Raw genomic sequence first — 23,349 nt, forward strand, 5'->3', positions numbered from 1 at the left:
GGTCTGACGTCACCGCAGCAGTCCGCAGCGACGCCGCCTCCCTGGTCCCACGGGAGGCGGCGTCGCCGTCTCCGTGCCCGGACCGGTCCGCGCCAGGCTCAGGTCCGCGTCCGGTTCAGCGGGTCGCGGCGGCCTCCGGGTAGAAGTCCCGCGCCTTCCCCCCGGCGTCCTTCGCCCTGCCGAGCAGGCTCGCCGGGTACTCCACGAACCAGTAGCTCGCCGCGCCGGCCGCGAGTGCCACCAGGACCACGACGAGCACCGCGACCGGGAAGCCCGCCTGCGACGACGGCAGCAGCCCGGACCTGTCGAGCCGGAGCATCACCGGCTCGTGCAAGATGTAGAGGCTGTAGCTGACCAGCCCCACCGCCGTGACCCACCGGGCCCGCAACAGGCCGTGCCACCACACCTGTTGCCGCTCCGCCTGCCGGATGTGCAGCGTCGCGTACAGCAGCGCGAACCAGAGCACGGCGGCGATGGGGTGGTAGAAGGTGTGCGCGAAGTTCTCCGGTGCGGACAGGTGCGACAGGGCGAGCAGGCCGGTCAGGGCCGTGGCCGACAGGGCCGTCGCCCACCGGGCCCGCAGCCTGCCCCGCTCGTCGCCGAGCGCCGTCAGGAGGACCGCGAGAGCCATGCCCGCCGCGAAGCCGCCGAAGCGGGCCTGCGGGCCGAAGTACACCGGCCAGTCGGTGTGCGGCACGTCGAAGACGTAGTGCGCGCAGGAGATCCACCCGAGCGGCACGGCGAAGAGGAGCGCGCAGCCCGACGCGCAGAGCGCCACCCTGGCCCGCCGGGTCCGCAGCCGCCGGCAGGTCCGCACGGCGAGCGGTCCGAGCGCCACGAGGACCAGGTAGAAGGTGACCTCCAGGGAGAGCGACCAGGTCGGGCCGAGCGTGTAGAAGATGCGTTCGCGGTCGAAGACGTGCGTGAACGTGAGGTGTTCGACCAGGTCGCGCCAGTCCCCCGGCAGCGTCGGGTTGCGTGTCGACCAGACGACCAGGACCGCCAGGAAGTACAGCGGCAGGATGCGGATTGCGCGCCGGAAGAGGAACACCCGGCCCGGCCTGACCGAGCCCTCCTTACCGTCGATGGCCGCCCGCGCGTACGAGAGGGTGAGCAGATACGCCGACATCACAAAGAAGAGGTCGATCACCTCCAGGGAGAGCAGCGCGCCGACGTAGGGGTTGTCGATCGGCGGGTGCGATCCCGCCGCGTCGTAGGTGACGTACTGCTGCCACACGTGGAAGACGACCGTGCTGAGCGCGGCCAGGCCCCGGTAACCCTGGAGTTCGAGCGCACGGCCTCCGGACGACGGCTCCCTGCGCTCCTGCGGTACAGGCGGTGCCGTCGTCTCGGGGGCGATGGGCGAGGTCACGAACCCCCTCCCGTACCGGACGGACCGGAGACGGCAGCGGTGGCGGCCCGCGGCGTGACCCGCCACTGCCGGTCGCCGAGCGCCTCCTTCAGGTGGGCGGCCCGCGCCACCATGTTCTTGAAGTGGGTGTAGAAGAACGTCGAGACGAACAGGTAGCGCCAGAACCAGCTTTTGCGGCGGCGCAGTTCGGGCACCGCGAGCCGCCAGGCGAACGCCGCCTGCACCAGGCCCGCCGACAGCGTGACGGCCGCCGCGATCAGGCAGACGGGCACCGCCCAGTCGAGCCGGTCCGCACCGCCCGCGCGCCAGGCCGCGTGCAGCAGGACCGGCAGGATGTGCAGCGTCAGCCACGGCTGGACCTCGCGCCAGCCGAGGAGCACGAACAGGCCCGCCTTCTGGCGGCGCGTGAAGACCGGCGACCGCAGCGCGCGCCACAGGTGCCTGAGCGAGACCTGGAGCCAGCCCTGCGCCCAGCGCGAACGCTGGTTCCACAGCGGCTTCAGCATCGTGGGGGCGAGCTCGCGCGAGACGAGGGTGCGGTCCATGGCGATGCGCGCGCCCTCGCCGAGGGCCCGCAGGGTGGAGTCGATGTCCTCGGTCAGCATCGAGCCGTGCATCCGTGTGCGGGCGAGCAGGTCGGTGCGCCAGAATCCGTTGGAGCCGCCGAAGACCCCGAAGCCGTAGAGCCGGGTGCGGCCGGGGTGGCTGACCGCGTAGATCGCCTCGAACTCGACGCCCACCAGCCTGGCGACCCACGAGCTCTCGCCGTTGCGGACGACGCAGTGCCCCTGCACCACGTCGTAGCCGTGGGACAGCCAGTCCCAGGCGTGCCGGAACGCGTCGGGCGCCGGGTGGTGGTCGGCGTCGAAGATGCCGACGAACTCGCCGCGCACCCGGGTCACCGCCGCGTTGAGGTTCTGCGCCTTGGACGTGCTGCCGGCCACCGGCAGGAGCACCAGGCGCGGATCGCGCCGCGCGATCTCCCGGAGCGTCTCCTCGACGGGCAGCCGGTGCGGGGTGTTGTAGGCGAGGACGATCTCCAGCTCGTTCGGGTAGTCGAGGCGCAGAAACGATTCGACGGTGTCGACGATCGTCGCGGCCTCGTTCGGCAGGTACGCCGCGATGACCGCGCTCGCCACCGGACAGGGCTGCGCGGCGGCCTGTGGCCGCGGTGTCGCGTCGAGCGAGAAGAGGCATTCGAGGACGATGAGCAGGGCGGACGCCACCAGACCCGCGACCACCACCCAGTACGCGACGGCCGCCGCGTCCCAGCCCATCCCGTACGCCTGCTGATAGAGCAGGAACGGTACGCCCACGCCGAGCGCCAGCATCAGGACCGGCGAGAGCAGCGGCGTCAACGCGGAGAGCAGGCCGCGCAGCCCCGGCCGGGTGCGGCGGTCCCCCGGCGCGGCCGCGGCGCGCATCCACGGCTCGTAGCGCACGGGCCGCAGGTCGCGGTGGCGCAGCGCCTCCTCCGCGGCGTCCCGGGCCCGCTCGGCGGCGAGCGCTCCCGCGCCGCTGCCGGTGCGGGCGGGCAGCGAGGTCCAGCCGACGGCCGGGGTGAGCCGGACGTGCTCGTCCGCGACGACGAACCGGGTGCCGGCCACGGCGGCCGCGAACTCCCGCAGGCTCTCGCTCGCCGTCTCCTCGTCGACGCCCGGCATCAGGACGAGGAGGCGACCCTCCTCGTCCCGGCCGAGCCGGTCGCAGACGCCGCCGAGACGGCGCGCGGCGCCCGGCTCCGCACGGCTCGCGGACGCGCCGTCGCCGACCTGGGCGAGGCGCTCGGCGATCTCGCGCCGCACGCGCGGCCCGAGCCGGGTCTCCAGGGCCTCCGTCTCGGCGACGCGCACCACGGCGAGGACGCCGCCGCGGCGTGCGGCGGCGGGCCGCTGGAGTTCGCGGTCCAGCTCGGCCATGAAGTGCGGCGCCGAGTACAGGCCGGTGCGCGGGTCGAGGAGCAACTGCTCGACGGGGACCGGGACCCGGTGCAACTTGGCGGCTATGCGGGCGGACAGCTCGTCCGGGTCCGAGCCCTCCGCCACGCAGTCGTCGGCGCCGTGCCGCAGGAGTTCGGCGACGGTCGCGGGGACGGGCTCCGCGGTGACCATGACCAGCGGAAGCGCCTGGCCCGCCGGGTCGGACCGCACCTCGGTGATGACGTCGCGGCCCTGACTGCGCCCGTCGGCCCCGTCGTCCAGGGCGACGATCGCGTCGGGCGTGGCCTGCCGGACCGTGCGGTGCACGTCGCCGGGGACGGCGTGCGTGACCTCGTGGCCGGTGAGACGCAGGGTGCGGGTGAGCTGTTCCCTGCCGGGTCCGGGGTCGCCGACCGCGAGCACGTGGGGGGTGCCGGGCGGAGCGGAGCCGGAGGTGGTGGACTGGTGCGGGACGAGCACCGTCGAAGGACGCATCGAAGGGGAGGCCGAAACGGGTGCCGAGGGAGGCGGGGAGGCGCCGGGGTGCCTCAGGAGATCGGACATGAAGGTGGTCCCGTCCTGTTCGGATCGTGGGGGGAGGACCGGATCACCGGGACGCGCGAAGGCGTACGGTGACCGCCGCATCAGCCTCAGCGATCACTGTGACACCGCACCTTCGGCGGCGTAAAACTCTCATTACGCGCCGGTGCAGAGACCGCGCCGGTGCCGCGCGTGGCCCCGCGCGGCGACGACGCACAGACGAGCAGACGAGCAGACGCACAGACGACAAAGGAGTACGACACGTGGATCCCCTCTTCCCGGCCCTGGACGACGCACACGGCGAGGCGCTCCGGTTCGGCGACCGCTCACTGAGCTACCCCGAACTCGCCTCGGCGGCCGGAGCGTTGGCCCTGCGGCTGCGCGACGCGGGCCGGGTCGCCGTCTGGGCGACGCCCTCCCTGGAGACGGCCGTCGGCGTGGTCGCCGCCCTGCTCGCCGGGGTGCCCGCCGTGCCGCTCAACCCCAAGTCGGGCGACTCCGAGCTCACACACATCCTGAGCGACAGCACGCCTTCGCTGGTGCTCACCGAACCTGCCGCTCAACTGCCGTCCTCCGTGCGGGAATTGGCACGGCACGACGTCGACGTACGAGAAGACGGCGCGGGCCACCCGCCGGCCCGCCCCGACGAGCCGGACCCCGAATCCCCCGCCCTGATCGTCTACACCTCCGGCACCACGGGCCCGCCCAAGGGCGCCGTCCTGCCGCGCCGCGCCGTCGCCCGCACACTGGACGCCCTCGCGGACGCCTGGCAGTGGACCGGCGACGACGTCCTCGTGCACGGGCTGCCGCTCTTCCACGTGCACGGCCTGATCCTCGGCACGCTCGGCCCGCTGCGGCGCGGCGGCTCCGTGCGGCACCTGGGGCGGTTCAGCACCGAGGGCGTGGCGCGCGAGCTCGGCTCCGGGGCGACCATGCTGTTCGGGGTGCCGACGATGTACCACCGGATCGCCGAGACCCTGCCGGACGATCCCGCCCTCGCGAAGGCGCTGGCAGGGGCGCGGCTCCTGGTGTCGGGCTCGGCGGCGCTCCCGGTCCACGACCACGAGCGCATCGCGGCCGCCACGGGACGGCGCGTCATCGAGCGGTACGGCATGACGGAGACGCTGATGAACACCAGCGTGCGGGCCGACGGCGAGCCGCGCGCGGGGGCGGTCGGCGTGCCGCTGCCGGGGGTCGAACTCCGCCTGGTCGACGAGGCGGACGCGGACATCGCGGCGGACGCCCCCGAGGCGGTCGGCGAGATCCAGGTGCGCGGCCCCAATCTCTTCACCGAGTACCTGAACCGCCCCGACGCCACCGCCCGGGCCTTCGCGCCCGGCGGCTGGTTCCGCACCGGCGACATGGCCGTGCGGGACCCCGACGGCTACGTCCGCATCGTCGGCCGCAAGGCCACCGACCTCATCAAGAGCGGCGGCTACAAGATCGGCGCGGGCGAGATCGAGAACGCGCTCCTCGAACACGAGGGGGTCAAGGAGGCCGCGGTCACCGGGGAGCCGGACCCCGACCTCGGGGAGCGCGTCGTGGCGTGGATCGTCCCCGCAGACCCCCAACTCCCTCCGCAGGCGGACGTGTTGGCCGACCATGTGGCATCCCGCCTGGCCCCGCACAAGCGCCCGCGGGTCGTGCGGTACCTGGATGCGCTGCCGCGCAACGACATGGGGAAGATCCTGAAGCGGTCGCTGCCCGAAACCACGGCCGGCGACTGAGGCAGGCCCTGTTTCCGCCTGGACCGGTGCGGGGAGGCATCAGAACCAGGTCGTCAGACGCGCTCCCAGGGCCTCAGTCGACGGGCTGCCCGTCGTCTTCTCCGTCTGCGGGCCCATGGGCCGTGGCACCCTCGACGGCGGCCTTCACCGCCTGTTCCAGCAGGCCGAGCGAGATCTTCTCGCCGGACCCACGGACGGTGAAGGGCTCCTCCCCTGGCTTCGTGACGGTCAGTTCGACGGAACGCTTCTGATCACGTTCCAGCCACAGCCGGATCAGGTTGATGGTGCCGCGCCCGGCGCCCAGTGAACCCAAGATGAGCACCAGTTCCGTCCACGCACCCTTCTGACCGGCCAGAGGGGTGGCTCGTTCCTCGGAGGTCAGCCCGGCGACCGCTTCGGCATCTTCCCGGAACTCTTCGAATGCGTACTGCGCGAGTGGGTGATCGGGATCAACACCCGCCACCTCGAGTCGCACCGCAACTTCCGTTCGCCGCATGAGTGTTCCTCGTCCCCCTCGTGAAGCGAGTAACCTGTGGCCGATCATAGAGCGTGGGGGGTGCGATGTATCGGGCTCTGCTGATCTGCAACTCGGTGTATCCGTTCGAACCGGTGAATCTGCCGCAGTTGCTCGGGCCGATACGCGACGGTCTGGTCCTGTGGTCCGCGCTGACCGACAGCGAGAAGGGAGGTCTCTTCGCGCCGGAGAACGTAGAAGTCCTCTTCGAGCGCGAGAAAGACGAAATCCTGCGGACAGCCAACCGGTTCTTCCAGGAGTGCGCCCCGGATGACGTGTTGCTGTTCTACTACAGTGGTCACGGCAAGTCGGGAAGGTCGAACCTTCATCTCTGCGCCCGGGACACTGTTCTTCAACTGCTGCTGTCCTCCAGCGTCTCCGGAAATGAACTCAAGAGCTACATGGAGACGAGTCCGGCGCAGAGCGTCATCGTCATCCTGGACTGCTGCCACGCCGGCGCCTTCAAGGGAGCTCCGCCACAGATCTCTCCGAACCATCTCGCAGGCAAGGGCCGCTTCGTCATGACGGCATCGGGCCCCGCCCAACGGGCAGCGGATGCGGAGAAGGCAGGCAGCCCGAGCCCCTTCACCCACGCACTGGTCGAAGGGCTGCGCAACGCCGAGCCGCGATCCGCCGGTGAGGCGGCGCTCACTGTGGACGACGTGTACCACTACGCCGTCAAAGCGCTACCGAAGGAACTCCCTCAGCCGCAGCGCCGGCTCAACGGAGCGGGGGACGCCACCATCGCGACGCGGCCAGGCTGGTCGCGGCAGAGCGAGGAGGATGTGGAGGGCCGCATCACGTCACTCGGCCCCGCGCGACCAGAGGCCGTGGAGCAGGAACAGGCAACGCCGGTCGGCCCGCCGCTGACCTGGCTGCACGGTCTGGGATTCACCGGTTCAGGTGTGCGCCGCGCCCAGCCCTCACTCGGCGATCGGGCGGCTTGGCGCATCTTCCTGCTGGCCAGTTGCCTGCTGGCCCTGTCCTCCGTTCTTGCCTGGCAAGCATGGATGGACGACGTCTCTGACGGCTACGGCTTCGCGTACTCCACACAGACGGAGTCCTTCTTTCAATGGTCCGGGTTCCTGGCCGCGCTGATCGCAATGAGCTGCGTTCTCGGTCCGTTCGTGGCAAGCGATTCGAGCTGGGCCCGGCGTGCACGGAAACTCCGATTCTCCACCGGACTGGCCTTGGGTTTCCTGTGGCTGTATTCGGTGATCCACGTGGGCTTGAACTCGCCGGAACAGGGACTGCTGCAGAGTTCGATGACGTTCCTCTGTATAGCTGCGGTACTGGAAAACCGACACGACTCGCCGATTCTCGCCGGAGCGATCGTCGCTTTCGCGGGTGTCATTGTTCCGGCCGGGAACGGGGGCTACGACGGGTTCGACGGGATCGTCGTGGTCCAGGCGCTGATCAGCGCCGGCCTGGTGGTCCTCTGGTATTTCGGCGCTCCGGAACGGCACTTCATCCTTGCGGGGACCGTGAGCCTCGCTTCCGGCGGCGCGACGTACCTCATCCACGGTTTCATCCCGAACGTGAGCATGTACGGAACCTCACTGGTGGTCCTGAGTGCCGCACTCGGGCACGGAGTCAGGCCCGCCGAAGGGGCACGTTCTCCGGTGCAGCGAGGGTGGCAAGCCGCGCAGGAGGGAATCGAGCGGCAGACGCGCACGTTGACGCCGTGGCTGCGGCGCCGGTCGTAAGCGCCTGCCGCAGATTCCCTTTCCCGAGCGGTGGCCGGGACGGCAATCCGAACCGATTCCCGGGGGTTACCTCACCCCCACCGCCCGAACGATCTCCTGCGAGACGATCCCGCCCCGGTCGTCGCTCGCCGAGGCCCGCAGCGACACGGAGGTCGCGCCGCCCGGCACCTTCACCTTGCCCTCCCAGGCGGCCTTCTTGCCGTCGCGGTCCAGGGCGACCGGCTTCCACGTCCTGCCCTCGTCGTACGAGACGGAGAGCTTTCCGCCCCCGATGGCTCCCGTGTCCGGCGCGCCCTTCACGTACTCGGCGAAGATCCCGACCGGGAGGGTCCGGCCGCCCCGGACCTCGCCCGCGAGGGACGTGTCGACGTCGAAGCCGAGGTTGAGCAGCGGCAGGAACGTCTTCTTGTCCTGCGGGGTCTCCTTCGAGCGGAAGGTCCACTCGGCGTGCCCCTTCGTGCCCAGCTTCCACCGCGCCGGGTCGAGGGTCGTGTCGGTCACGACCTTGTACGTGTGCTCGGCGGGGTCCGCGTCCCACACGTAGACGCCCGAGCTCTTGCGCCGGTCGGCGCTCACGCCGTCCACGAAGACCTCGCTGACCTGCGTCATCGACTCCTCGTTCCACACGTCGCCGAAGCCGGTGTGGTCGGGTCCCGAGTCGCCCCAGCCCGGCACGTTGAACTCCAGGTTGTTGCCGCTGCGGGTCTGTCCCCAGCCGAGACCCGTGCCGAGCCAGGGGTGCAGGACCGGCTTGAACCAGTTCAGCGCGGTGTGCCTGCCACCCTTGTAGGAGACCAGGCCGCTGCGCTCCTCCAGGGCGCCGGGGCCGGTGGAGACGGACTCGTGCCACAGCTGGCCCCGGCCCGTGGAGACGTACTCGGTCCGCTCGGCCGGGTAGTCGATCTTCTCCTGGAAGCCGATGCCGATGGGGAAGGAGTCGGTGATCGAGTACCGGAACTCGCCGCCCGCGGCCGGCTTCACGGCGTGGAACCTGCTGTCCACGACGGCCAGTTCACGCTTGCCGGGCCGGTAGGCGAGGTCGCTCGGGACGGCTCCCTCGTGCCCCTCGGAGAGGTCGTACAGGTAGGGGGTGTTGAGGGTGCCCGTGCTCTCGGTCCGGCGACCCGCCTTCGCCGCCGCGACGAGCCGGGCGCCGTCGGCCGCGTCGACCGTGGCGATCTGCAGCGGCCGGTCTGCGTTGTCGTCCGTGCCGAACCAGGCGTTGAGCCGCCCCGGCTGATCGTCCGTCACGAACAGGGCGGCGGCTCCCGCGTCCTGCGCGGCCTGCCCGAGCTGCGCCGGGGTGGTCCCTTCCGTGCGGCGCACGACGACGGCCTTGCCTCGGACGTTCTTGCCCTCGTACGCGGCCGGGGTGCCGTCACCCGCGTCCACGAGCGCCCACGTGCGGCGCCCCTCGGCGAGGGTCCCGCCCGGCTGGGCGACGGCCTCGCGCAGGCCCTTCACGTCCACGAGGGGCTTGCCGAGGCGCCAGACGGTGCGGTACTCGAAGCTGCCCTCGGTGACCTTTTCGGTGGGCGCGGCGAAGATGCTGTCGTACTTCACGGGCACCTGGACGGCGCCCATCAGGTCGGCGCCGCCGGCCTTGCGGTCGTACTCCATCAGGAGCTGCCTGGTCTCGGTGCGGCGGTCCACCTCGGCCTTGATCTCGCGCAGCTCGCGCCCGTCCAGGGTGATCTCGCGGTCCCGGTCGAGGCGGATCTGCGGGTCGGCGAGGAAGCCGAGGCCCAAGGAGTCCTTGCCCTTGGCGCCGCGCACGTCGAGGAAGGTCGAGAGGGCGTACGTGCCCGGCTTCAGGCGCAGCTCCAGACTCCCGGATTCGCCGACGGCGGCCGGGAACGGCTCGGTTCCCGCGGCGAGTTGCTGCACCACGAGGTCGGCCGGGGAGGCGGCTCCGTCACGGTCCCGCACCCGGACGGTGAGCGTGTACCGCTCCTCCTCCTTGACCAGGCCGAACGCGGTGCGCGCGGCCTGCTTGCCGCCGACGCTCGCGACGACGGAGCCACTGGTGTTCCCGACGGGCGCCTTCGTCCCGTCCCCGGTGACGGTGGTGGACGCGGTGCCGTGCGCCGGGACGGTGAGGGTGGAGTCGGCGAGTGTGACGACGCCGTCGGCGGCACCCCGCACGGCAAGGCTCAACTCGACTTCTTCGTCCGAGGAGTTGGCGTACGTAAGTGTCTTGGTGACCGGCTTGTTGCTCTCGTAGGGCCAGCCGTGGAAACCGAGGTCGACGCTGCCGCTCGCGGTGACCTTCGCGCCGATGGCGTCGGGGACACTGACCCGCCCCGCCCCCAACTCGTAGGTGGAAGCGTCGAGTTCATGACTACTGGACATCAGGGCGTCCTTGAGCTGCGCCCCCGTCCAGTCGGGGTGCCGCTCGGCGAGCAGGGCGGCGACGCCCGCGACGTGCGGGGTCGCCATCGACGTACCGCTCATCTCGGTGTAGAAGCCCTCGCCGCCGACGAGTTGTGAGCGGGCGGCGAGGATGTCGACGCCCGGCGCCGACAGATCGGGCTTGAGGCCGTGGTCGCCGGCGCGCGGCCCCTGGCTCGTGAAGTACGCGGCCTCGTCGGCGGAGTCGACGGCGCCGATGGTCAGCGCGGCGTCGGCGGCGCCGGGCGAGCCGATGGAGGAGGGCGCGCCGGTGTTGCCTGCCGCGACGACGAAGAGGGCGCCGGTCTCCTTGGAGAGGGAGTTCACGGCGGCGGCCATGGGGTCGGTGCCGTCACTGGCCTCCTGCGAGCCGAGGCTCATCGACACGATCCTGGCGTCGACGTCCTTGGCGGCCCACTCCATGCCCGCGATGATCTCCGACTCGCTGCCGAAGCCCTCGTCACTGAGCACTTTGCCGACGGCGAGCGAGGCGCCCGGGGCGACGCCCTTCTCCTTGCCGCCCTCGGAGGCGGCGCCGCTGCCGCCCACGGTGGAGGCGACATGGGTGCCGTGGCCGTTGCGGTCGGCGACCTCCTCGCCCGGTATGAAGCTCTTGCTCTCGCCGACGCGGCCCTTGAGGTCCGGGTGCCCGGCGTCGACCCCGGTGTCCAGGACGGCGACCTTCACGCCCTTGCCGGTGAGCCCCGCCTCCCAGGCCTTCGGGGTGCCGATCTGCTCGTTGCTCCGCGCCAGGTCGGCCTCGACGCGCCCGTCGAGCCACACCTTCGCGATGCCGGACGCCTTGTCCCGCACGGAGCGCCACAGCGCGTCGGGCCGCTCGGCGCTGACGGCGACGCCGTCGACGCTCCCCAGGGGGCGCACCCGCTCCACCCCGCGGGGGAGCTCGCGCGCGCCCCGGGCCTTCTTGTCGTCGTAGGTGACGATGAGGGGCAGCCCGGCACGGACCTTCCCCGCTCCGGCCTTGTCTGAACCCGCCTTTCCCCGCTCGGCGAGCCCTTGCCGGATCAGCTCGGTCACGTCGAACAGTCGCTCGTCGAGGACGCCGGAGCGCAGATACGGCCGCGCCTCGTCCGGTACGACGGTGAGGTGTCCGCCCGACCGCTGGGTGCGCACCGCCCCGCTCGCCCCGGCGGGCCGGTCGACGGTGACGGTCTGCCGGCCGCCGGGGAGCCGGGTGACGGTGACCCGGTCGCCGGTGATCAGGGTGACGGTGTGGGCGGAGCGCGCGGTACGGGTGGGCGGCGGCGCGGGGGCGCCACCCGCGGATCCTTCGGCCACGGCGCTCTGCCCGGCGGGAAGCAGGGCGAACGCGAGACCGGCGGCGGCCACGAGCGCGGCTCTTCGCCGCGCGGGGGCTCTGGTCGTCGCGGGGGCTTTGGGCGTCGCGGGGGCTCTGGTCAGGGGGGAGGTCATGGAGGCTGCCTCTCTTCGTCCTTCGTCGGACCCGGGCGGGGGTGATGTCCGAGTGCTGCGAAGAGTGTCAGGGGCCTTTTGTTACAAGGGAGTTGACGGGAGCTGGCGGAAAGCCGCCAGGGCACCTTCCCGCCAGGAAGCCCCGCCCTGACCCGACCCCGCCCCACCCCGACCCGACCCGACCCGGCCCGGCCCTGACCCGCTCGCGCCGGGGCGCCCCGGGCTGCCCGAGGTTCGGGGCCTCCCCGCACGGGGAACACCGCCGGAGCCGCGTTCATCGGGTGCCGGGCGTCGCGTGCCGGGCGCCGGGCGCCGGGCGTCGGGCGTCGAGCCCCCGGCACGGCAGGCCCGGCCCCCCAGCCGGCGCCCCGGCGCGACGGGCCGCGCGCAGCCCCCGGCGTACCAGCTCCCGCAGGGCGCATGAAAACGCGTCAGATCGGCGCGTATGCGCCTTTGGGGTAGCGAGCCCTCCGGGTCCACTGGAACCACCGCACTGCTTCCGCACCGCATCGCACCGCCGTCAACACCACCCGTGCGGCGGCACCCCGCCCGGCTCAGCTCAGCGCGCGGGACGCGCGTACCCGCCGCACGATGCGAGACAGGACCGCCGTCCGACGGTCCGTACGGTCTGCGCTCTCGGGAGGATCTGCCATGACCGTCAGTCTGGAGCAGTTGCGCCGCTGCCATATCGCCGTCGACCTGGGAGCCGCGAGGACCCGGGTGTTCGTGAAGGGCCAGGGACTCGTCGTCGACGAGCCGAGCGCCGCCGCCGTGAACACGAGGACGGGCGCGCTCATCGCGGTCGGCCAGTTCGCCGAGCAGATGACGGGACGTACGCCCTCGTACATCCGTGTGGTGCGGCCCGTCTCCGGCGGCACCGTCGTCGACATCGAGATGGCCCAGCGGATGCTGCGGCACCTGCTCGGCGAGAAGCTCCGCCGCGCGCTGCGCCGCAAGCCCCGGCTGCGCGCCGCCGCGTGCACCCCGCACGACGCCGACCCGCTGGCGCAGCGCGCCGCCGTCGAGACGATGGTCGGGCTCGGGGCCCGCCGCGTGGAACTGGTCGACACCCTCATCGCGGCGGCGGTCGGCTGCGGCCTCCCCGTGGAACGCCCCGAGGCGACGATGATCCTCGTCTGCGGCGCGGCGACGACCCAGGTCGCCGTGTTGTCGCTGGGCTCGATCGTGACCGCCGAGCGGATCCCGGTGGGCGGCGAGGCCATCGACCACGCGATCGTGCAGCACCTGCGCCACCACCACGAGTTGATGCTGCCGTCCCAGTCCGTACGCCCGCTCCAGCTCGCGCTGCGGGGCAACGGCCTCACACCGCAGGGTCCGGAGTCGACGGAGATCCACGGCAGGGACGTCGCGACGGGCCTGGCCCGCTCCGTCCAGGTGGACACGGCCGCGGTCCGCGACGCGATCCACACCCCGCTCACCGCCGTCCTCGACGGCATCGGCAAGGTGCTCCGCGACTGCCCGCCGGACCTGGTGGCCGACCTCGCGGACCGCGGAATCATGATGGTCGGCGGCAGCGCGCTGCTCCCCGGCCTCGACCAGATGCTGCGGGACGCGACCGGAATGCCCGTACATATCGCGGAACGACCTGATGTGTGCGCCGTGCTGGGACTCGGTGCGATGCTGGAGGGCAAGATCCAACCGCTGGTCCTGGACCCGCTGTCCGGCTGACCAGTCACCCGCCTCCACCTCCACCGACCACGGAGTACGTAGTACGTGACCGAGATGCCCGAAGGAGAGGACGTACCGCCGCCCTCGATGCAGCCGATCCTCGAGGCGGTCCTGAGCGTCGGCACGGACCTCGAACTCCGCGCCACGCTCCAGCACATCGTGGACAGCGCGGCCCGGCTGACCGGGGCGGGGCTCGGCACGCTCGCCGTGAGCTCGCCCGGACACGAGGGGCCGGCCGAGCTGTTCGTGGCGGGCGGCCCCGGCCGCTTCCCCGACGGTGTGCCGACGGTGCGTCCGGCGGCGGACGGCACGGTCGTCCGCGTGCCGATCCACGTCCATGACGAGCCGTTCGGCGACCTGCTCCTGGCGCGCAAGGCGCGGGGTGCGCCCTTCCCCGAGGAGGACCAGCAGCTCCTGAAGGTCCTGGCGAGCCAGGCGGGCATCGCGATCGGCAACGCCCGCCTGTTCGAGGCGGCCCGGCAGCGGGAGCGCTGGATCGAGGGGGCGGCGGCGGTGACCACGGCCCTCCTCACGGGCGAGGCGGCGGCCGACGCCCTGATGACGGTCGCGGACCGCGCGCGGAACCTCGCGGGCGCGGCGGCGGGTGTGATCCTGCAGCCCACGGAGGCGGGCGGCATGCGCATCGTGGCGGCGGCCACGGACGGGGCGCCGCACGGGTGGGGGGCGTCGGCGGGCGGGCCCGCGGCCTCCGGCGGGACGGGGGACGGCGTTCGTCCGGACTCCCCGCCGGCACCCCCTGCCCGCACACCCGGCACCGCCCCGGCGGCACCGGCACCCCACGCCGGCCACCCCGGCCACCCCGGCCATCCCGACCACCCGGATCTCATCGGCACCACCATCGAGCCGGGCAGCGCCGTCCTGACCCAGCTGCTCGGGGGCGAACCGGTGTACATCGACGACTCGGCGACCGACCCCCGCATGACGACCCACGTACGCGCCCGCTTCGGCCCCAGCATGATGCTGCCGCTGCAGGCCGGCGGCCGGCTGATCGGCACGCTCGCCCTGCCCCGCCGCCGCGGCGCGCCCGCCTACACCGCGGCCGAACGCCTGCTCGCCACCCAGTTCGCCTCGCAGGCCGCGCTGGCCCTGGTCCTGGCCGACGCCCAGCAGAGCAGGCAGCGCCTCGCGGTGTTCGAGGACCGCGACCGTATCGCCCGTGACCTGCACGACCTCGTCGTCCAGCGGCTCTTCGCCACCGGCATGATGCTGGAGTCGACCCGCCGCAGGGCCCGGTCGACGAAGGTCGAGTCGACCCTCGACCACGCCGTGGACGAACTGGAGTCGACCATCCAGGAAGTCCGCACCGCGATCTTCGCGCTCCAGCAGCCGCCCGCCGACGCCCCGGCCACCTTCCGCGGCAAGGTCCTGCGCGAGACGGCGGGCGCGGCGGCAGTGCTCGGCATCCAGCCGTCCGTGCACTTCGCCGGCGCCGTCGACAGCCGGATCGCGGAACCGGCGGACGGCCACCTGCTGGCCGCCCTGCGCCGCGCCCTGGCCACCACCTCGCGCAGGACCGGCGTGACCCGCGTGGACGTGTCGGTCGACGCACGGGCGAAGCTGCCGGACGGCAGGGACGGGGTGCGCCTGACGGTGTACGACGACGGGCGGACGGACGGCGTGGAGGCGGGCACGACGGCGACGTGGCAGGCACCACTCTGACGACGGGTCGCCGGGACCGACGCATCGCCCCCTTCGGACCCGGCCCCGGATCCAGGCCGGCCCCAAGCCGGGACCAGGCCGGACCCAGACCGGGACCGGGCCGGACCCAGACCGGGAGACCGGGACCCAGATCAGGCCCCACCCCCACCCACAGCTCCAGCTCCAGCTCCAGCTCCAGCTCCAGCTCCAGCTCCAGCCCGTGCCCGCGCCCGAACCCGCGCCCGAGCCCGAATCCGCGCCCGAGCCTCAGAGCGCCACCACCGACACCTCCGTCGCCTTCACGCTCGTCCAGATCTGCGCCCCCTCCGCGAGCCCGAGGTCGAGCGCGGCCTGCGGGGTGATCTCGGCGACCAGGTCGGGCGCCTCGCACGAGGTGATCAGGACACGCAGCCGGCTCCCGGCGGTGGTGATCTCGCGCACGGTCCCCGGCCAGACGTTCCGCGGGCTGCCCTCCGGCTTCTCGCGGTGCACGGACACGGCCTCCGGCGCGATGACGGCGAGCGCCCGCACCCCCGCCTCCAGCGGATCGGCGACGACGAGCCGCCCCTCCCCCGCGAGGGCGAGCGTGCCGTCCTCCCCCGCGGTGCCGGGCCAGGCGTTGCGGCCGAGCATGCGGGCGACCCACGGCGAGCGGGGGTGCCGGGTGACGTCGGCGGGCGGCGCGTCCTGCAATGTACGTCCCTCGTCGAGTACGAGGACCCGGTCGGCCAGTGAGACCGCCTCGACGGGGTCGTGCGTGACGATGAGGCAGACGCCGCCGAACCCGTCGAGGTGGCGGCGGAGCGTGTGCCGGACGTGTGCGCGAGTGGTCTGGTCGAGGGCGGCGAGCGGCTCGTCGAGGAGCAGCAGCCGGGGCCGCGCGGCCAACGCGCGGGCGAGCGCGACCCGCTGGGCCTGCCCGCCGGACAGCTGGGCGGGCTTGCGGTGCGCGAGGTGCCCGACGCCGAGCCGGTCGAGCCAGGCCTGCGCGTCGCGGCGGGCCTCGGCACGTCGTACGCCCTGGGCGCGCAGCCCGTACGCGGTGTTGCCGAGCGCGTTCAGGTGCGGGAAGAGGGCACCCTCCTGGGGCACCCAGGCGACCCCGCGCCGGTGCGGCGGCAGGTCGCTGACGTCGCGTTCGCCGAGCCGCAGTCGGGCGTGGGCGCGCGGGGTGAGCCCGAGCAGGGCACGCAGGAGCGTGGTCTTGCCGGCGCCGTTGGGCCCGACGACGGCGATGGTGGTGCCGGGCTCGGCGTCGAGGGTGAGCTCGTTGTGGCCGGTGACGTCGGCGTGCAGGGCCCAGGTCGTGCGGGAGGCGGACTCCTTGGCTACTGGTGCGGCCAGGTCTGCCGGCCCCTGAGAGACAGCGGCACCCCCACCCGCGCCGTCGTCCTCTCCCTCAGAGAACGGCTCACGCACCGGTACGGACCCGGCCCCGGCCCCCGACGCCCCAGCCGTCCACCGCCCCCGCAGCCCGGCCAGCACGGCCATCGCGATGGCGAGCAGCAGGAGGGACAGCGAGGTGGCGGCCTCCGGCGAGTCCTGGAGGAGGAGGTACACCTGGAGCGGCAGGGTCTGCGTGGTGCCGGGCAGGTTGCCCGCGAAGGTGATCGTCGCACCGAACTCGCCCAGCGCCCGCGCCCAGGTCAGCGCGGCCCCGGCGACGAGCCCGGGGGCGACCATCGGCAGGGTGACGGTGAGGAACACCCGTACCGGCGAGGCCCCCAGCGACGCGGCCGTCTCCTCGAAACCGGGCCGCAGCCCGCCGAGCGCCCCCTCCAGGCTGATGACGAGGAACGGCATCGCCACGAACGTCGCCGCGACCACCGCACCGGAGGTGTGGAAGGGCAGCACGATCCCGAAGGTGTTCTCCAGCCAGGGCCCGAGCAGCCCGCGCCGCCCGAACCCGAGGAGCAGCGCGACACCGCCGACCGTGGGCGGCAGGACCATCGGCAGCAGCACGAGGGAGCGGACGAGCGCCTTTCCGCGGAACTCCACGCGCGCCAGCAGCCAGGCCAGCGGCACCCCGAGGAGCAGGGAGAGCCCGAGCGCCCAGAAGGACACCACAAGCGACAGCTTGAGGGCCTGGGTGACTCCGGGGGTGCTCAGATGCGTGCCGAGCTCGCCCCACTCGGTGCGCGCGAGGATGCCGACGAGCGGCATCAGCAGGAACGCGACGGCGAGCAGAGCGGGAACGGCGAGCATGAACGGCGGCCGCGTACGGGCGCGAGAGCGTGAGCGGAACATGGCGAGGGCTATCGCTGCTGCTACGGCTTCTGGAAGCCCGCGTCCCGGAGGATCTTCTGCGCCTCGGGGGTGCTGAGCCACTTCACGAACTCGGCGGCGGCGTCACCGTTCTTCGACCCCTTGAGGGTCGCGGCCGGGTAGGAGGCGACGGCGTTCTGGTCGTCGGGGATCTCGACGGCGTCCACCTTGTCGGTCGCGGTGGCGGCGTCGGTCTTGTAGACGATGCCGGCGTCGGCCTCGCCGAGCTCGACCTTGCTGAGCACGGAACGGACGTTGGCCTCCTTGGAGACCGGCTTCACGGCGACCTTCTGAGCGTCGAGGACCTGCTTGCTGTAGCGCCCGACGGGCACGGTGTCGTCGGCGAGGACGACCTTCAGCTTGCTGTTCGAGAGGTCCTTGAGCGACGTGACCTTCTCCGGGTTGCCCTCGCGGGTGGCGATGACGAGCCGGTTCTTGGCGATGACGGTGGGCGTACCGGTCTCGCTATTGAGCCCGCCCATGGTCTTGGTGTCGGCGGTGACGAGCACGTCGGCGGGCGCACCCTGCTTGACCTGCGCGGCGAGCTCCTGCGACCCGGCGGCGGAGACCGTGATCCTCGTGCCCGGGTGCTCCTTCTCGTACGTCTTCTCGGCGGTGGCGAAGACGTCGGTGAGCGAGGAGGCGGCAAGGACGGTGAGGCTCACGTCCTTCTTGCCGCCGTCGTCCTTCTTGCTGTCGCTGTCGTCGTCACTGCCACAGGCGGCGAGCGGGACGAGGAGAGCGGCGGTGACGACCGCGGCGGCGGTACGGCGGGGGGTACGGGCGGTCGGCTTCGGGGACATGGCACGGACTCCTCATGAAGGGCGGGGCGAAGCGGAAGGGAGGCGACGCGACCGCGTCACGGACGCGCCACAGCCACCGGGCACGTCACCGTGGACGCACTACAGCTGTCAGACGCGTCGGTACGGACGTCAGGCGCGGTCGATGTGGACGCTGGTGGACTTCACCCGGGCGGTGGCCTGCATGCCGACCTCCAGCCCGAGCTCCTCCACCGCCTCCCTGGTCAGCAGCGAGACCAGACGGTGCGGGCCCGCCTGGATCTCCACCTGGGCGGCCACGTCACCGAGCTTCACGGCGGTGACGATGCCGGGAAAGGCGTTGCGGGCGGTGGTGTACGAGACGTCTTCCTCGCCCGCACCCCCGTTCTGCGCGACCTCGACGGAGAACGCGGCGAGATCCCGCCCGTCGATGAGCCGCCGTCCGCCTTCATCCCGGTGCGTGGCGACCCGTCCGGCATCCGCCCACCGCCGAGCGGTATCGGGGCTGACCCCGAGCAGACGCGCGGCCTGCCCAATTGTGTAGGACTGCATGTGCGACAAGATACGGCCGATCGGCTCGCATTTGGAAAACTTGGGCGGGATCTCCATCGCAGATGCGACCCGCCTTGGAGGATTCCCCAACCCCGAGACCCACACGCTCCCCCCCTCCCACGCAGCAACGCCCCGACCCACCTCGTTCTCGACCCGGACCACCGAAGCCGGGCTAGATTCAGAACTGGCGGGAGGACCTACCCGCCCCCCGGCCGGAACCAATAGGGCGCTATAGGTCAAATGTCAGACTCAAGCAAACCAAGCAAAATCACCCCCCCTAATGAACCCGCAGTTCAGCCCCTGCTGGTCCCCGCGCGTGCGGGGGTGGTCCCTCCTGACCAGCTACGTGATCGAGATCTGGCGATGGGCGAGGCGCGTCGGGCCTGATACTCCGGCAGGCCCTGCACCGGAACCCCCGGCGGACCTCGACCTCACACCGTGGCGTCCGTGACGTGGCCCCCTTCCTGCCTCCGGGCGGGAAGGGGGCCTTCGTCACGTGACGGTGTGGTCGAGGGCGCCAATGGCCCTCACGATGAGGGCGCGCGCCTCAGGCCCGTACACGGCCATGCTGCGCAGCTGTTCGAAGGCCTTCAGGTACAGGGCGATCTCGGAGGGCTGCGTGACATTCACCTGCGCAGAGAGCAGTTCCACCGAGACGAGCGTGTCGTCGTACACGTGGAAGAGCTCCTGCGGGTGCAGGCTGCGAGCGGGCACGGCGGCCGGGATGATGCCGAGGGACACGGCGGGCATCGCTCCCGCCGTGAGCAGGTAGCCGAGTTGCGCGGCCATGGCGGCACGGTCACCCAGCTGGTAGCGGAGCGCTCCCTCCTCGACCACCAGGAGCACACGACGGCCCGCCCGGTGGATGACGGCCGACCGCTCGACCCGCGCCAGCGCTGCCTCCTCTGCGTCATTCGGTACGTCGAGGAGTTGGGCATTCGCACTCAGCAGAGCCCTGGCGTACCCCTCTGTCTGCAGAAGACCGGGAACCAGCGTGGGCGAGTAGACGCGGAAAAGCCGGGTCGCCCGGTACAGATCAAGGTAGCCGTCCTGCAGCTGGCGCAGTCCCTGCTTGGTGCGCTGCTTCCACTCCCGATACAGGGACTCCGCGTTGAGGGACGCGGCGATCAGATCGTCGACCTGATCAAGGGCGCCACAGTTCCGGCACCAAAGCCGGATGTCTGTCGGAGACGGTGGCGTTTTGGCGTGCTCGATCCGTGAGGTCTTGGCGTGGTGCCACCCACACAGACTGGCCAGCTCAACAACCGTGAGCCCTGCGGTCTTTCGGATGCCACGCAGCCGCGCGGAGACAGCTTCACGTGCGTCCTGCGCGGATGATGACGGCGAGTTTGGCATGAGCTGGCCTGTCTGGTTCCGAGTCAGTAGATCTTGTACTCGGCGTGAGGAATTGCCCGCGCCCAGACCGCTTCGAAAGCGTCGACGCAGCGCTGAACGAGGTCAGGTTCTGTGCGCAGTTCCAGCCCGGGACTGGCCCAACCACCGTCACCGGTGAAGTGGTTGAACAGAACACGCTCACCGTCAAAGATCCACAGGTCGCACCCGGGCACAAGCAGTTCGACGGCCTGCCGGCGGGGCAGCCAGCGGACATCCTCACCCGCCTGAACGTTGACGGTCGTGCCGGCGTGTTCGTACCGGATGTACTCGGTCACCGGCTCGGACACGATGCGCGCCCGCCGGCATTGCACACCGCGGGCGCTCGCCTTGGAGATCAGGTCTACCCAGGGCGCCCAGTACTCCGAGGACGGGTCCGTGTCCCTCTGGCCGGTACTGCGCCAGTGTTCAAAGTCATCCGCCTCGTCACCAACGCCGTAGGCGTCGCGCATTTCCAGGTGGACGGCTGACCGCGTGCTGGCCTCAAGCAGGTCGTTGAAGCGCAGCTCGGCGCTCGGCGACATCGCATGCCTCCCTCAACATCGTTACGAGGTGAGCCGGAATCCGGATCACCGTCTCGTGGGCGGGGATGCCCTTGGCGTGGCCGGGGGCGGTGTTCTCGACGCAGTCGGCCCGGGTCGCCTCGTCAGCGGTGTAACTCTGCAGAACGATGTCGGCGGTTGCCGTATCGACCCAGGCTGTCGGGGATCCGCTCTGCCCCGTATTCGGGTCAATGCCGATGAACTCTAAGGCCATGGCTGCCCTCTCTTCATGAGCCGTGCTCAGGTGTGCACCACCGTCGCCTCGACTCACCTGCCGGTCAAGGCCGCGAACACACCATCGATGCAGGCAGCCTCAATCCGTGCACATCCACGCACGACAGTGGAGTGCCTGCACACCCGACTCCTAGCGTCGGTAGACACGACAAATCCCGGCGGCCGCGTGAACGGCCCCGGGCATGGCCGACTGGATGGAGTCGACATGACTGACGGTACGGGCCGAAGCCTCACGCCGGGAAGTGGCGCATCCCCCACGTTGGTGGGCGCCGCGTTCGAGTGGCTGGCGCGCGCCCAGCAGGAGCCGCAGCAAGCGCACCGGGAGTGGCGGGAATACGGCGCCGCACTGCTTCCGCTCGGCACCCGGTTCACCTCGGTGTGCTTGTCCGCGAAGGTCGTCCATATGGGCGCCGGAACCACTGAACTCGATGTCGTAACACGGACGCTCGCCGAGTTGCTTGACGGCCCCGTGATTCACCACAGCCCGCAGCGGATGTACTACGCGCTCACCGAGCCGTACCCACCGGCCCGATGGGTCTACGGGGGCCAGGCCGCCATGCTCGGGTCGGGTCAGTTCCTCAGCGTGCCCGCCTCTGACCTCACCGGTCCCATCGGGCTGCACTGGGCCGTGCGCCCCCGCTCCGCTGGCGACCTGTGCACGGTGCCAGCCGTCGCTGCCCTCGTCGACATCGCCTCCAGCGTGTACACAGGAGGTCTGCGGTGACCGCCCCGATGGAAACCGACGACCTGCTGCAACACGAGCAGACGCTCTACGAGATCCAGCTCGCCCACACCCTGGAGTGCGCCGCCTGCCTGGCCGGGTCGGACTGTGCGGAGGCGGCCCGGATCCGGCGCGCGCTCCGGGTCACCCGGCGTGTCCTCCGGGACGCCGAGGAACACGGCACCAAGGCGGCACCGCGGGCTGAAAATGAGTGAGGGCACGCGGCTCTGCTGGACCTGCGACGAGCCGATCCTTACCGGGCAAACGGTGGTGACCGGCGCGAAGGTCTCGGTCTCCGCCGGAGGTGCGACCTTCGTCAGACACCAGCGCTGCTCGGGGCCCGCGGGTTACGTGCGGCGGTACCCATTGCCGTCCCGGCCCCAGGAGGCGCCGTGACCGTGCCGGACTCGCCTCTGTGCGGGCTGTGCCACTACCCGGTGCGAGACGGCGAGGCTTACGAGACCCGGACGTGGGGACCTGAGCCCCGGCTCATCCACGCCCCGGCATGCCCGGCAATCACCGTCCTGCCGTGCCCGCCGTGTCTGCGGCAGCTCGTCCGGGACAAAGTTGCCGAGTCGCATGAGTGCAACCTGTCGACGATCGTGACCATCGACGGAGGGCATCTCATCGTGGGCCCCGAACAGGACTGCCCCTGCCCCTGCCAGGCGCCGGCGCCCGAGAGCGAGGCACTGCGGGCGGCGCGGGCGGCAGCGCGCGACAGCATCCCCGAAGGTTTCCGCCCGCCCCGCACCCCGTAGCTCTGGGGGTGGGTGGAAGAGCAGGCACCGGCTGGGCATGTCCCCCAGCCGGGGCCGCTGCGTGTCTAGATCATTAGCCCTTCGGGCCAGCAGCGGGCGAGCAGCCGATCACCCGAGCATCGCCCGGATGAGGACGCCTGCGGGGTTTGCGCAGTTGACGCAGGTGGAATCGTTCCTGCGCCACGACGCTCTGGTGGGGCGGGTGGGACTCGAACCCACGGCCGACGGATTATGAGTCCGCTGCTCTAACCGGCTGAGCTACCGCCCCTAACGGCGCGTCGCGCACATTTGTGCGCGCCGTCTGCCGCAGCATAGCCGCTCATACGATCTCCTGCTTCGGATGGTCGGCATCGCTCGACCATGAGGACCGCAGCGCTGCCCGCATGGTTCCACCGGGCGCGAAACAGGCACGAAAAAGGACCCCCGAGGGGGTCCTCAGGGGTCCTTCCGTACAGCTCTCCCGACTGGACTCGAACCAGTAACCTGCCGGTTAACAGCCGGCTGCTCTGCCAATTGAGCTACAGGAGACCGAGCTCCCCCGACTGGACTCGAACCAGTAACCTGCCGGTTAACAGCCGGCTGCTCTGCCAATTGAGCTACAGGGGATCGTCTCGTTGCATCGAACGCACCTACCTGGGAACTCTCCGGGCGGCGGGCGTTCGCTGCGACACATACATTAGCGCAAGCAGGGGGGTGCTCCGCCAATCGGTTCCCCCCGGCCGATCCGAGAGCGATCTCAGACCGGGCACAGAGCGAGCACGGAGCGATCAGCAAGCGAGCGACCGGCGATCGACAGACGCGCGAAGCCGACGCAAGGGAAGGGTGGCAGCCATGCGGTACCGGCTCACATTTGTGGCGGGACTGGCCCTCGGGTACGTGCTCGGGACCAAGGCCGGACGCGAACGTTACGAGCAGCTGAAGAAGTCCGCCCGGGAGATCTCGCAGAACCCGGCCGTGCGCAACACCGTCGAGTCCGCGACACAACAGGGGCGCGAGGTGGCGGGCAAGGCCCTGCACACGGTGTCGGAGAAGGTCGGGGACAAGATGCCCGACTCGGTGGCCGGCCGGGTCCGCTCCCTGCGCGAGCGGGGCCAGGGCGGCGTCGAGGACGACTGGGGCACCAGCAACACCTAGCCGGCGATCACGGGCGGCCGA

At 71.5% G+C, this 23,349-nt stretch carries 17 protein-coding genes and 3 tRNA genes; 7 read left to right on the plus strand and 13 right to left on the minus strand.

The window, feature by feature from the left end; genetic code table 11:
* Nucleotides 1–115: 115 nt before the first annotated feature.
* Both ACZ592_RS29565 and ACZ592_RS29570 read right to left on the minus strand, forming a co-directional pair.
* The gene (locus tag ACZ592_RS29565; RefSeq protein WP_471584703.1) at nucleotides 116–1,438 is read right to left on the minus strand and encodes an acyltransferase family protein; all 1,323 of its coding nucleotides are present in this window, start codon (nucleotides 1,436–1,438) and stop codon (nucleotides 116–118) included.
* Complete coding sequence (locus ACZ592_RS29570) at nucleotides 1,369–3,786, minus strand: glycosyltransferase (protein WP_471584704.1); 2,418 nt, start codon at nucleotides 3,784–3,786, stop codon at nucleotides 1,369–1,371. Before ACZ592_RS29570 ends, ACZ592_RS29565 begins: the two co-directional genes overlap by 70 nt.
* 308 nt (nucleotides 3,787–4,094) lie before the next feature.
* Between ACZ592_RS29570 and ACZ592_RS29575 the strand changes: the two genes are divergently transcribed.
* Nucleotides 4,095–5,558 carry an acyl-CoA synthetase gene (locus ACZ592_RS29575; protein WP_471584705.1) on the plus strand — a complete coding sequence of 488 codons (1,464 nt, stop codon included), beginning with the start codon at nucleotides 4,095–4,097 and terminating at the stop codon, nucleotides 5,556–5,558.
* Nucleotides 5,559–5,631: 73 nt separating this feature from the next.
* On the opposite strand, the gene ACZ592_RS29580 is transcribed toward ACZ592_RS29575, so the two are convergent.
* The gene (locus ACZ592_RS29580; protein WP_471584706.1) at nucleotides 5,632–6,054 is read right to left on the minus strand and encodes a hypothetical protein; all 423 of its coding nucleotides are present in this window, start codon (nucleotides 6,052–6,054) and stop codon (nucleotides 5,632–5,634) included.
* A 65-nt stretch (nucleotides 6,055–6,119) separates the two neighbouring features.
* On the opposite strand from ACZ592_RS29580, the gene ACZ592_RS29585 reads away from it, so the two are divergent.
* Complete coding sequence (locus ACZ592_RS29585; protein ID WP_471584707.1) at nucleotides 6,120–7,778, plus strand: caspase family protein; 1,659 nt, start codon at nucleotides 6,120–6,122, stop codon at nucleotides 7,776–7,778.
* A gap of 66 nt (nucleotides 7,779–7,844) precedes the next feature.
* Here the strand turns inward: ACZ592_RS29585 and ACZ592_RS29590 are convergent, their stop codons facing one another.
* Nucleotides 7,845–11,603 carry a S8 family serine peptidase gene (locus tag ACZ592_RS29590; RefSeq protein ID WP_471584708.1) on the minus strand — a complete coding sequence of 1,253 codons (3,759 nt, stop codon included), beginning with the start codon at nucleotides 11,601–11,603 and terminating at the stop codon, nucleotides 7,845–7,847.
* A 651-nt stretch (nucleotides 11,604–12,254) separates the two neighbouring features.
* Here ACZ592_RS29590 and mreB point away from each other — a divergent pair.
* Both mreB and ACZ592_RS29600 read left to right on the plus strand, forming a co-directional pair.
* The gene (gene mreB, locus ACZ592_RS29595) at nucleotides 12,255–13,292 is read left to right on the plus strand and encodes a rod shape-determining protein MreB (protein ID WP_471584709.1); all 1,038 of its coding nucleotides are present in this window, start codon (nucleotides 12,255–12,257) and stop codon (nucleotides 13,290–13,292) included.
* Nucleotides 13,293–13,346: 54 nt separating this feature from the next.
* Nucleotides 13,347–14,972, plus strand: a complete 1,626-nt coding sequence (locus tag ACZ592_RS29600) for a GAF domain-containing protein (protein WP_471584827.1) — start codon at nucleotides 13,347–13,349, stop codon at nucleotides 14,970–14,972.
* Between the two features lie 246 nt (nucleotides 14,973–15,218).
* On the opposite strand, the gene ACZ592_RS29605 is transcribed toward ACZ592_RS29600, so the two are convergent.
* The 6 genes from ACZ592_RS29605 to ACZ592_RS29630 all read right to left on the minus strand — a co-directional run bounded on the left by ACZ592_RS29605 (nucleotide 15,219) and on the right by ACZ592_RS29630 (nucleotide 20,695).
* On the minus strand, nucleotides 15,219–17,198 hold the full coding sequence (locus ACZ592_RS29605; protein ID WP_471584710.1) for an ABC transporter permease: 1,980 nt from the start codon (nucleotides 17,196–17,198) through the stop codon (nucleotides 15,219–15,221).
* Between the two features lie 20 nt (nucleotides 17,199–17,218).
* Nucleotides 17,219–18,019 carry a molybdate ABC transporter substrate-binding protein gene (modA, locus tag ACZ592_RS29610; RefSeq protein WP_471584711.1) on the minus strand — a complete coding sequence of 267 codons (801 nt, stop codon included), beginning with the start codon at nucleotides 18,017–18,019 and terminating at the stop codon, nucleotides 17,219–17,221.
* A 129-nt stretch (nucleotides 18,020–18,148) separates the two neighbouring features.
* Nucleotides 18,149–18,547 (minus strand): TOBE domain-containing protein, encoded by a 399-nt coding sequence (locus tag ACZ592_RS29615; RefSeq protein ID WP_471584712.1) that lies wholly within the window; start codon nucleotides 18,545–18,547, stop codon nucleotides 18,149–18,151.
* 492 nt (nucleotides 18,548–19,039) lie between these two features.
* Nucleotides 19,040–19,903: a helix-turn-helix domain-containing protein gene (locus ACZ592_RS29620; protein ID WP_471584713.1), complete on the minus strand. Its 864-nt coding sequence runs from the start codon at nucleotides 19,901–19,903 to the stop codon at nucleotides 19,040–19,042.
* A gap of 23 nt (nucleotides 19,904–19,926) precedes the next feature.
* Nucleotides 19,927–20,463 (minus strand): DUF6879 family protein, encoded by a 537-nt coding sequence (locus ACZ592_RS29625; RefSeq protein ID WP_471584714.1) that lies wholly within the window; start codon nucleotides 20,461–20,463, stop codon nucleotides 19,927–19,929.
* Nucleotides 20,423–20,695, minus strand: coding sequence for a hypothetical protein (locus tag ACZ592_RS29630; protein WP_471584715.1), 273 nt, complete (start codon nucleotides 20,693–20,695; stop codon nucleotides 20,423–20,425). The genes ACZ592_RS29625 and ACZ592_RS29630 overlap by 41 nt, the downstream gene beginning before the upstream one ends.
* A gap of 225 nt (nucleotides 20,696–20,920) precedes the next feature.
* Here ACZ592_RS29630 and ACZ592_RS29635 point away from each other — a divergent pair, with 225 nt between their 5' ends.
* Together ACZ592_RS29635 and ACZ592_RS29640 are read left to right on the plus strand one after the other, a co-directional pair.
* The gene (locus ACZ592_RS29635; protein WP_471584716.1) at nucleotides 20,921–21,439 is read left to right on the plus strand and encodes a hypothetical protein; all 519 of its coding nucleotides are present in this window, start codon (nucleotides 20,921–20,923) and stop codon (nucleotides 21,437–21,439) included.
* The gene (locus ACZ592_RS29640) at nucleotides 21,436–21,651 is read left to right on the plus strand and encodes a hypothetical protein (protein ID WP_471584717.1); all 216 of its coding nucleotides are present in this window, start codon (nucleotides 21,436–21,438) and stop codon (nucleotides 21,649–21,651) included. Before ACZ592_RS29635 ends, ACZ592_RS29640 begins: the two co-directional genes overlap by 4 nt.
* A 734-nt stretch (nucleotides 21,652–22,385) precedes the next feature.
* Here ACZ592_RS29640 and ACZ592_RS29645 read toward each other — a convergent pair.
* The 3 genes from ACZ592_RS29645 to ACZ592_RS29655 form a co-directional block, all read right to left on the minus strand.
* A tRNA-Ile gene (locus ACZ592_RS29645) sits at nucleotides 22,386–22,462 on the minus strand.
* Between the two features lie 187 nt (nucleotides 22,463–22,649).
* Nucleotides 22,650–22,722 (minus strand) — tRNA-Asn (locus ACZ592_RS29650).
* Between the two features lie 5 nt (nucleotides 22,723–22,727).
* Nucleotides 22,728–22,800, minus strand: a tRNA-Asn gene (locus tag ACZ592_RS29655).
* Nucleotides 22,801–23,025: 225 nt separating this feature from the next.
* On the opposite strand from ACZ592_RS29655, the gene ACZ592_RS29660 reads away from it, so the two are divergent.
* On the plus strand, nucleotides 23,026–23,328 hold the full coding sequence (locus tag ACZ592_RS29660) for a YtxH domain-containing protein (RefSeq protein WP_471584718.1): 303 nt from the start codon (nucleotides 23,026–23,028) through the stop codon (nucleotides 23,326–23,328).
* Nucleotides 23,329–23,349 lie beyond the last annotated feature (21 nt).

The organism is Streptomyces sp. NPDC040622 (assembly GCF_055593965.1).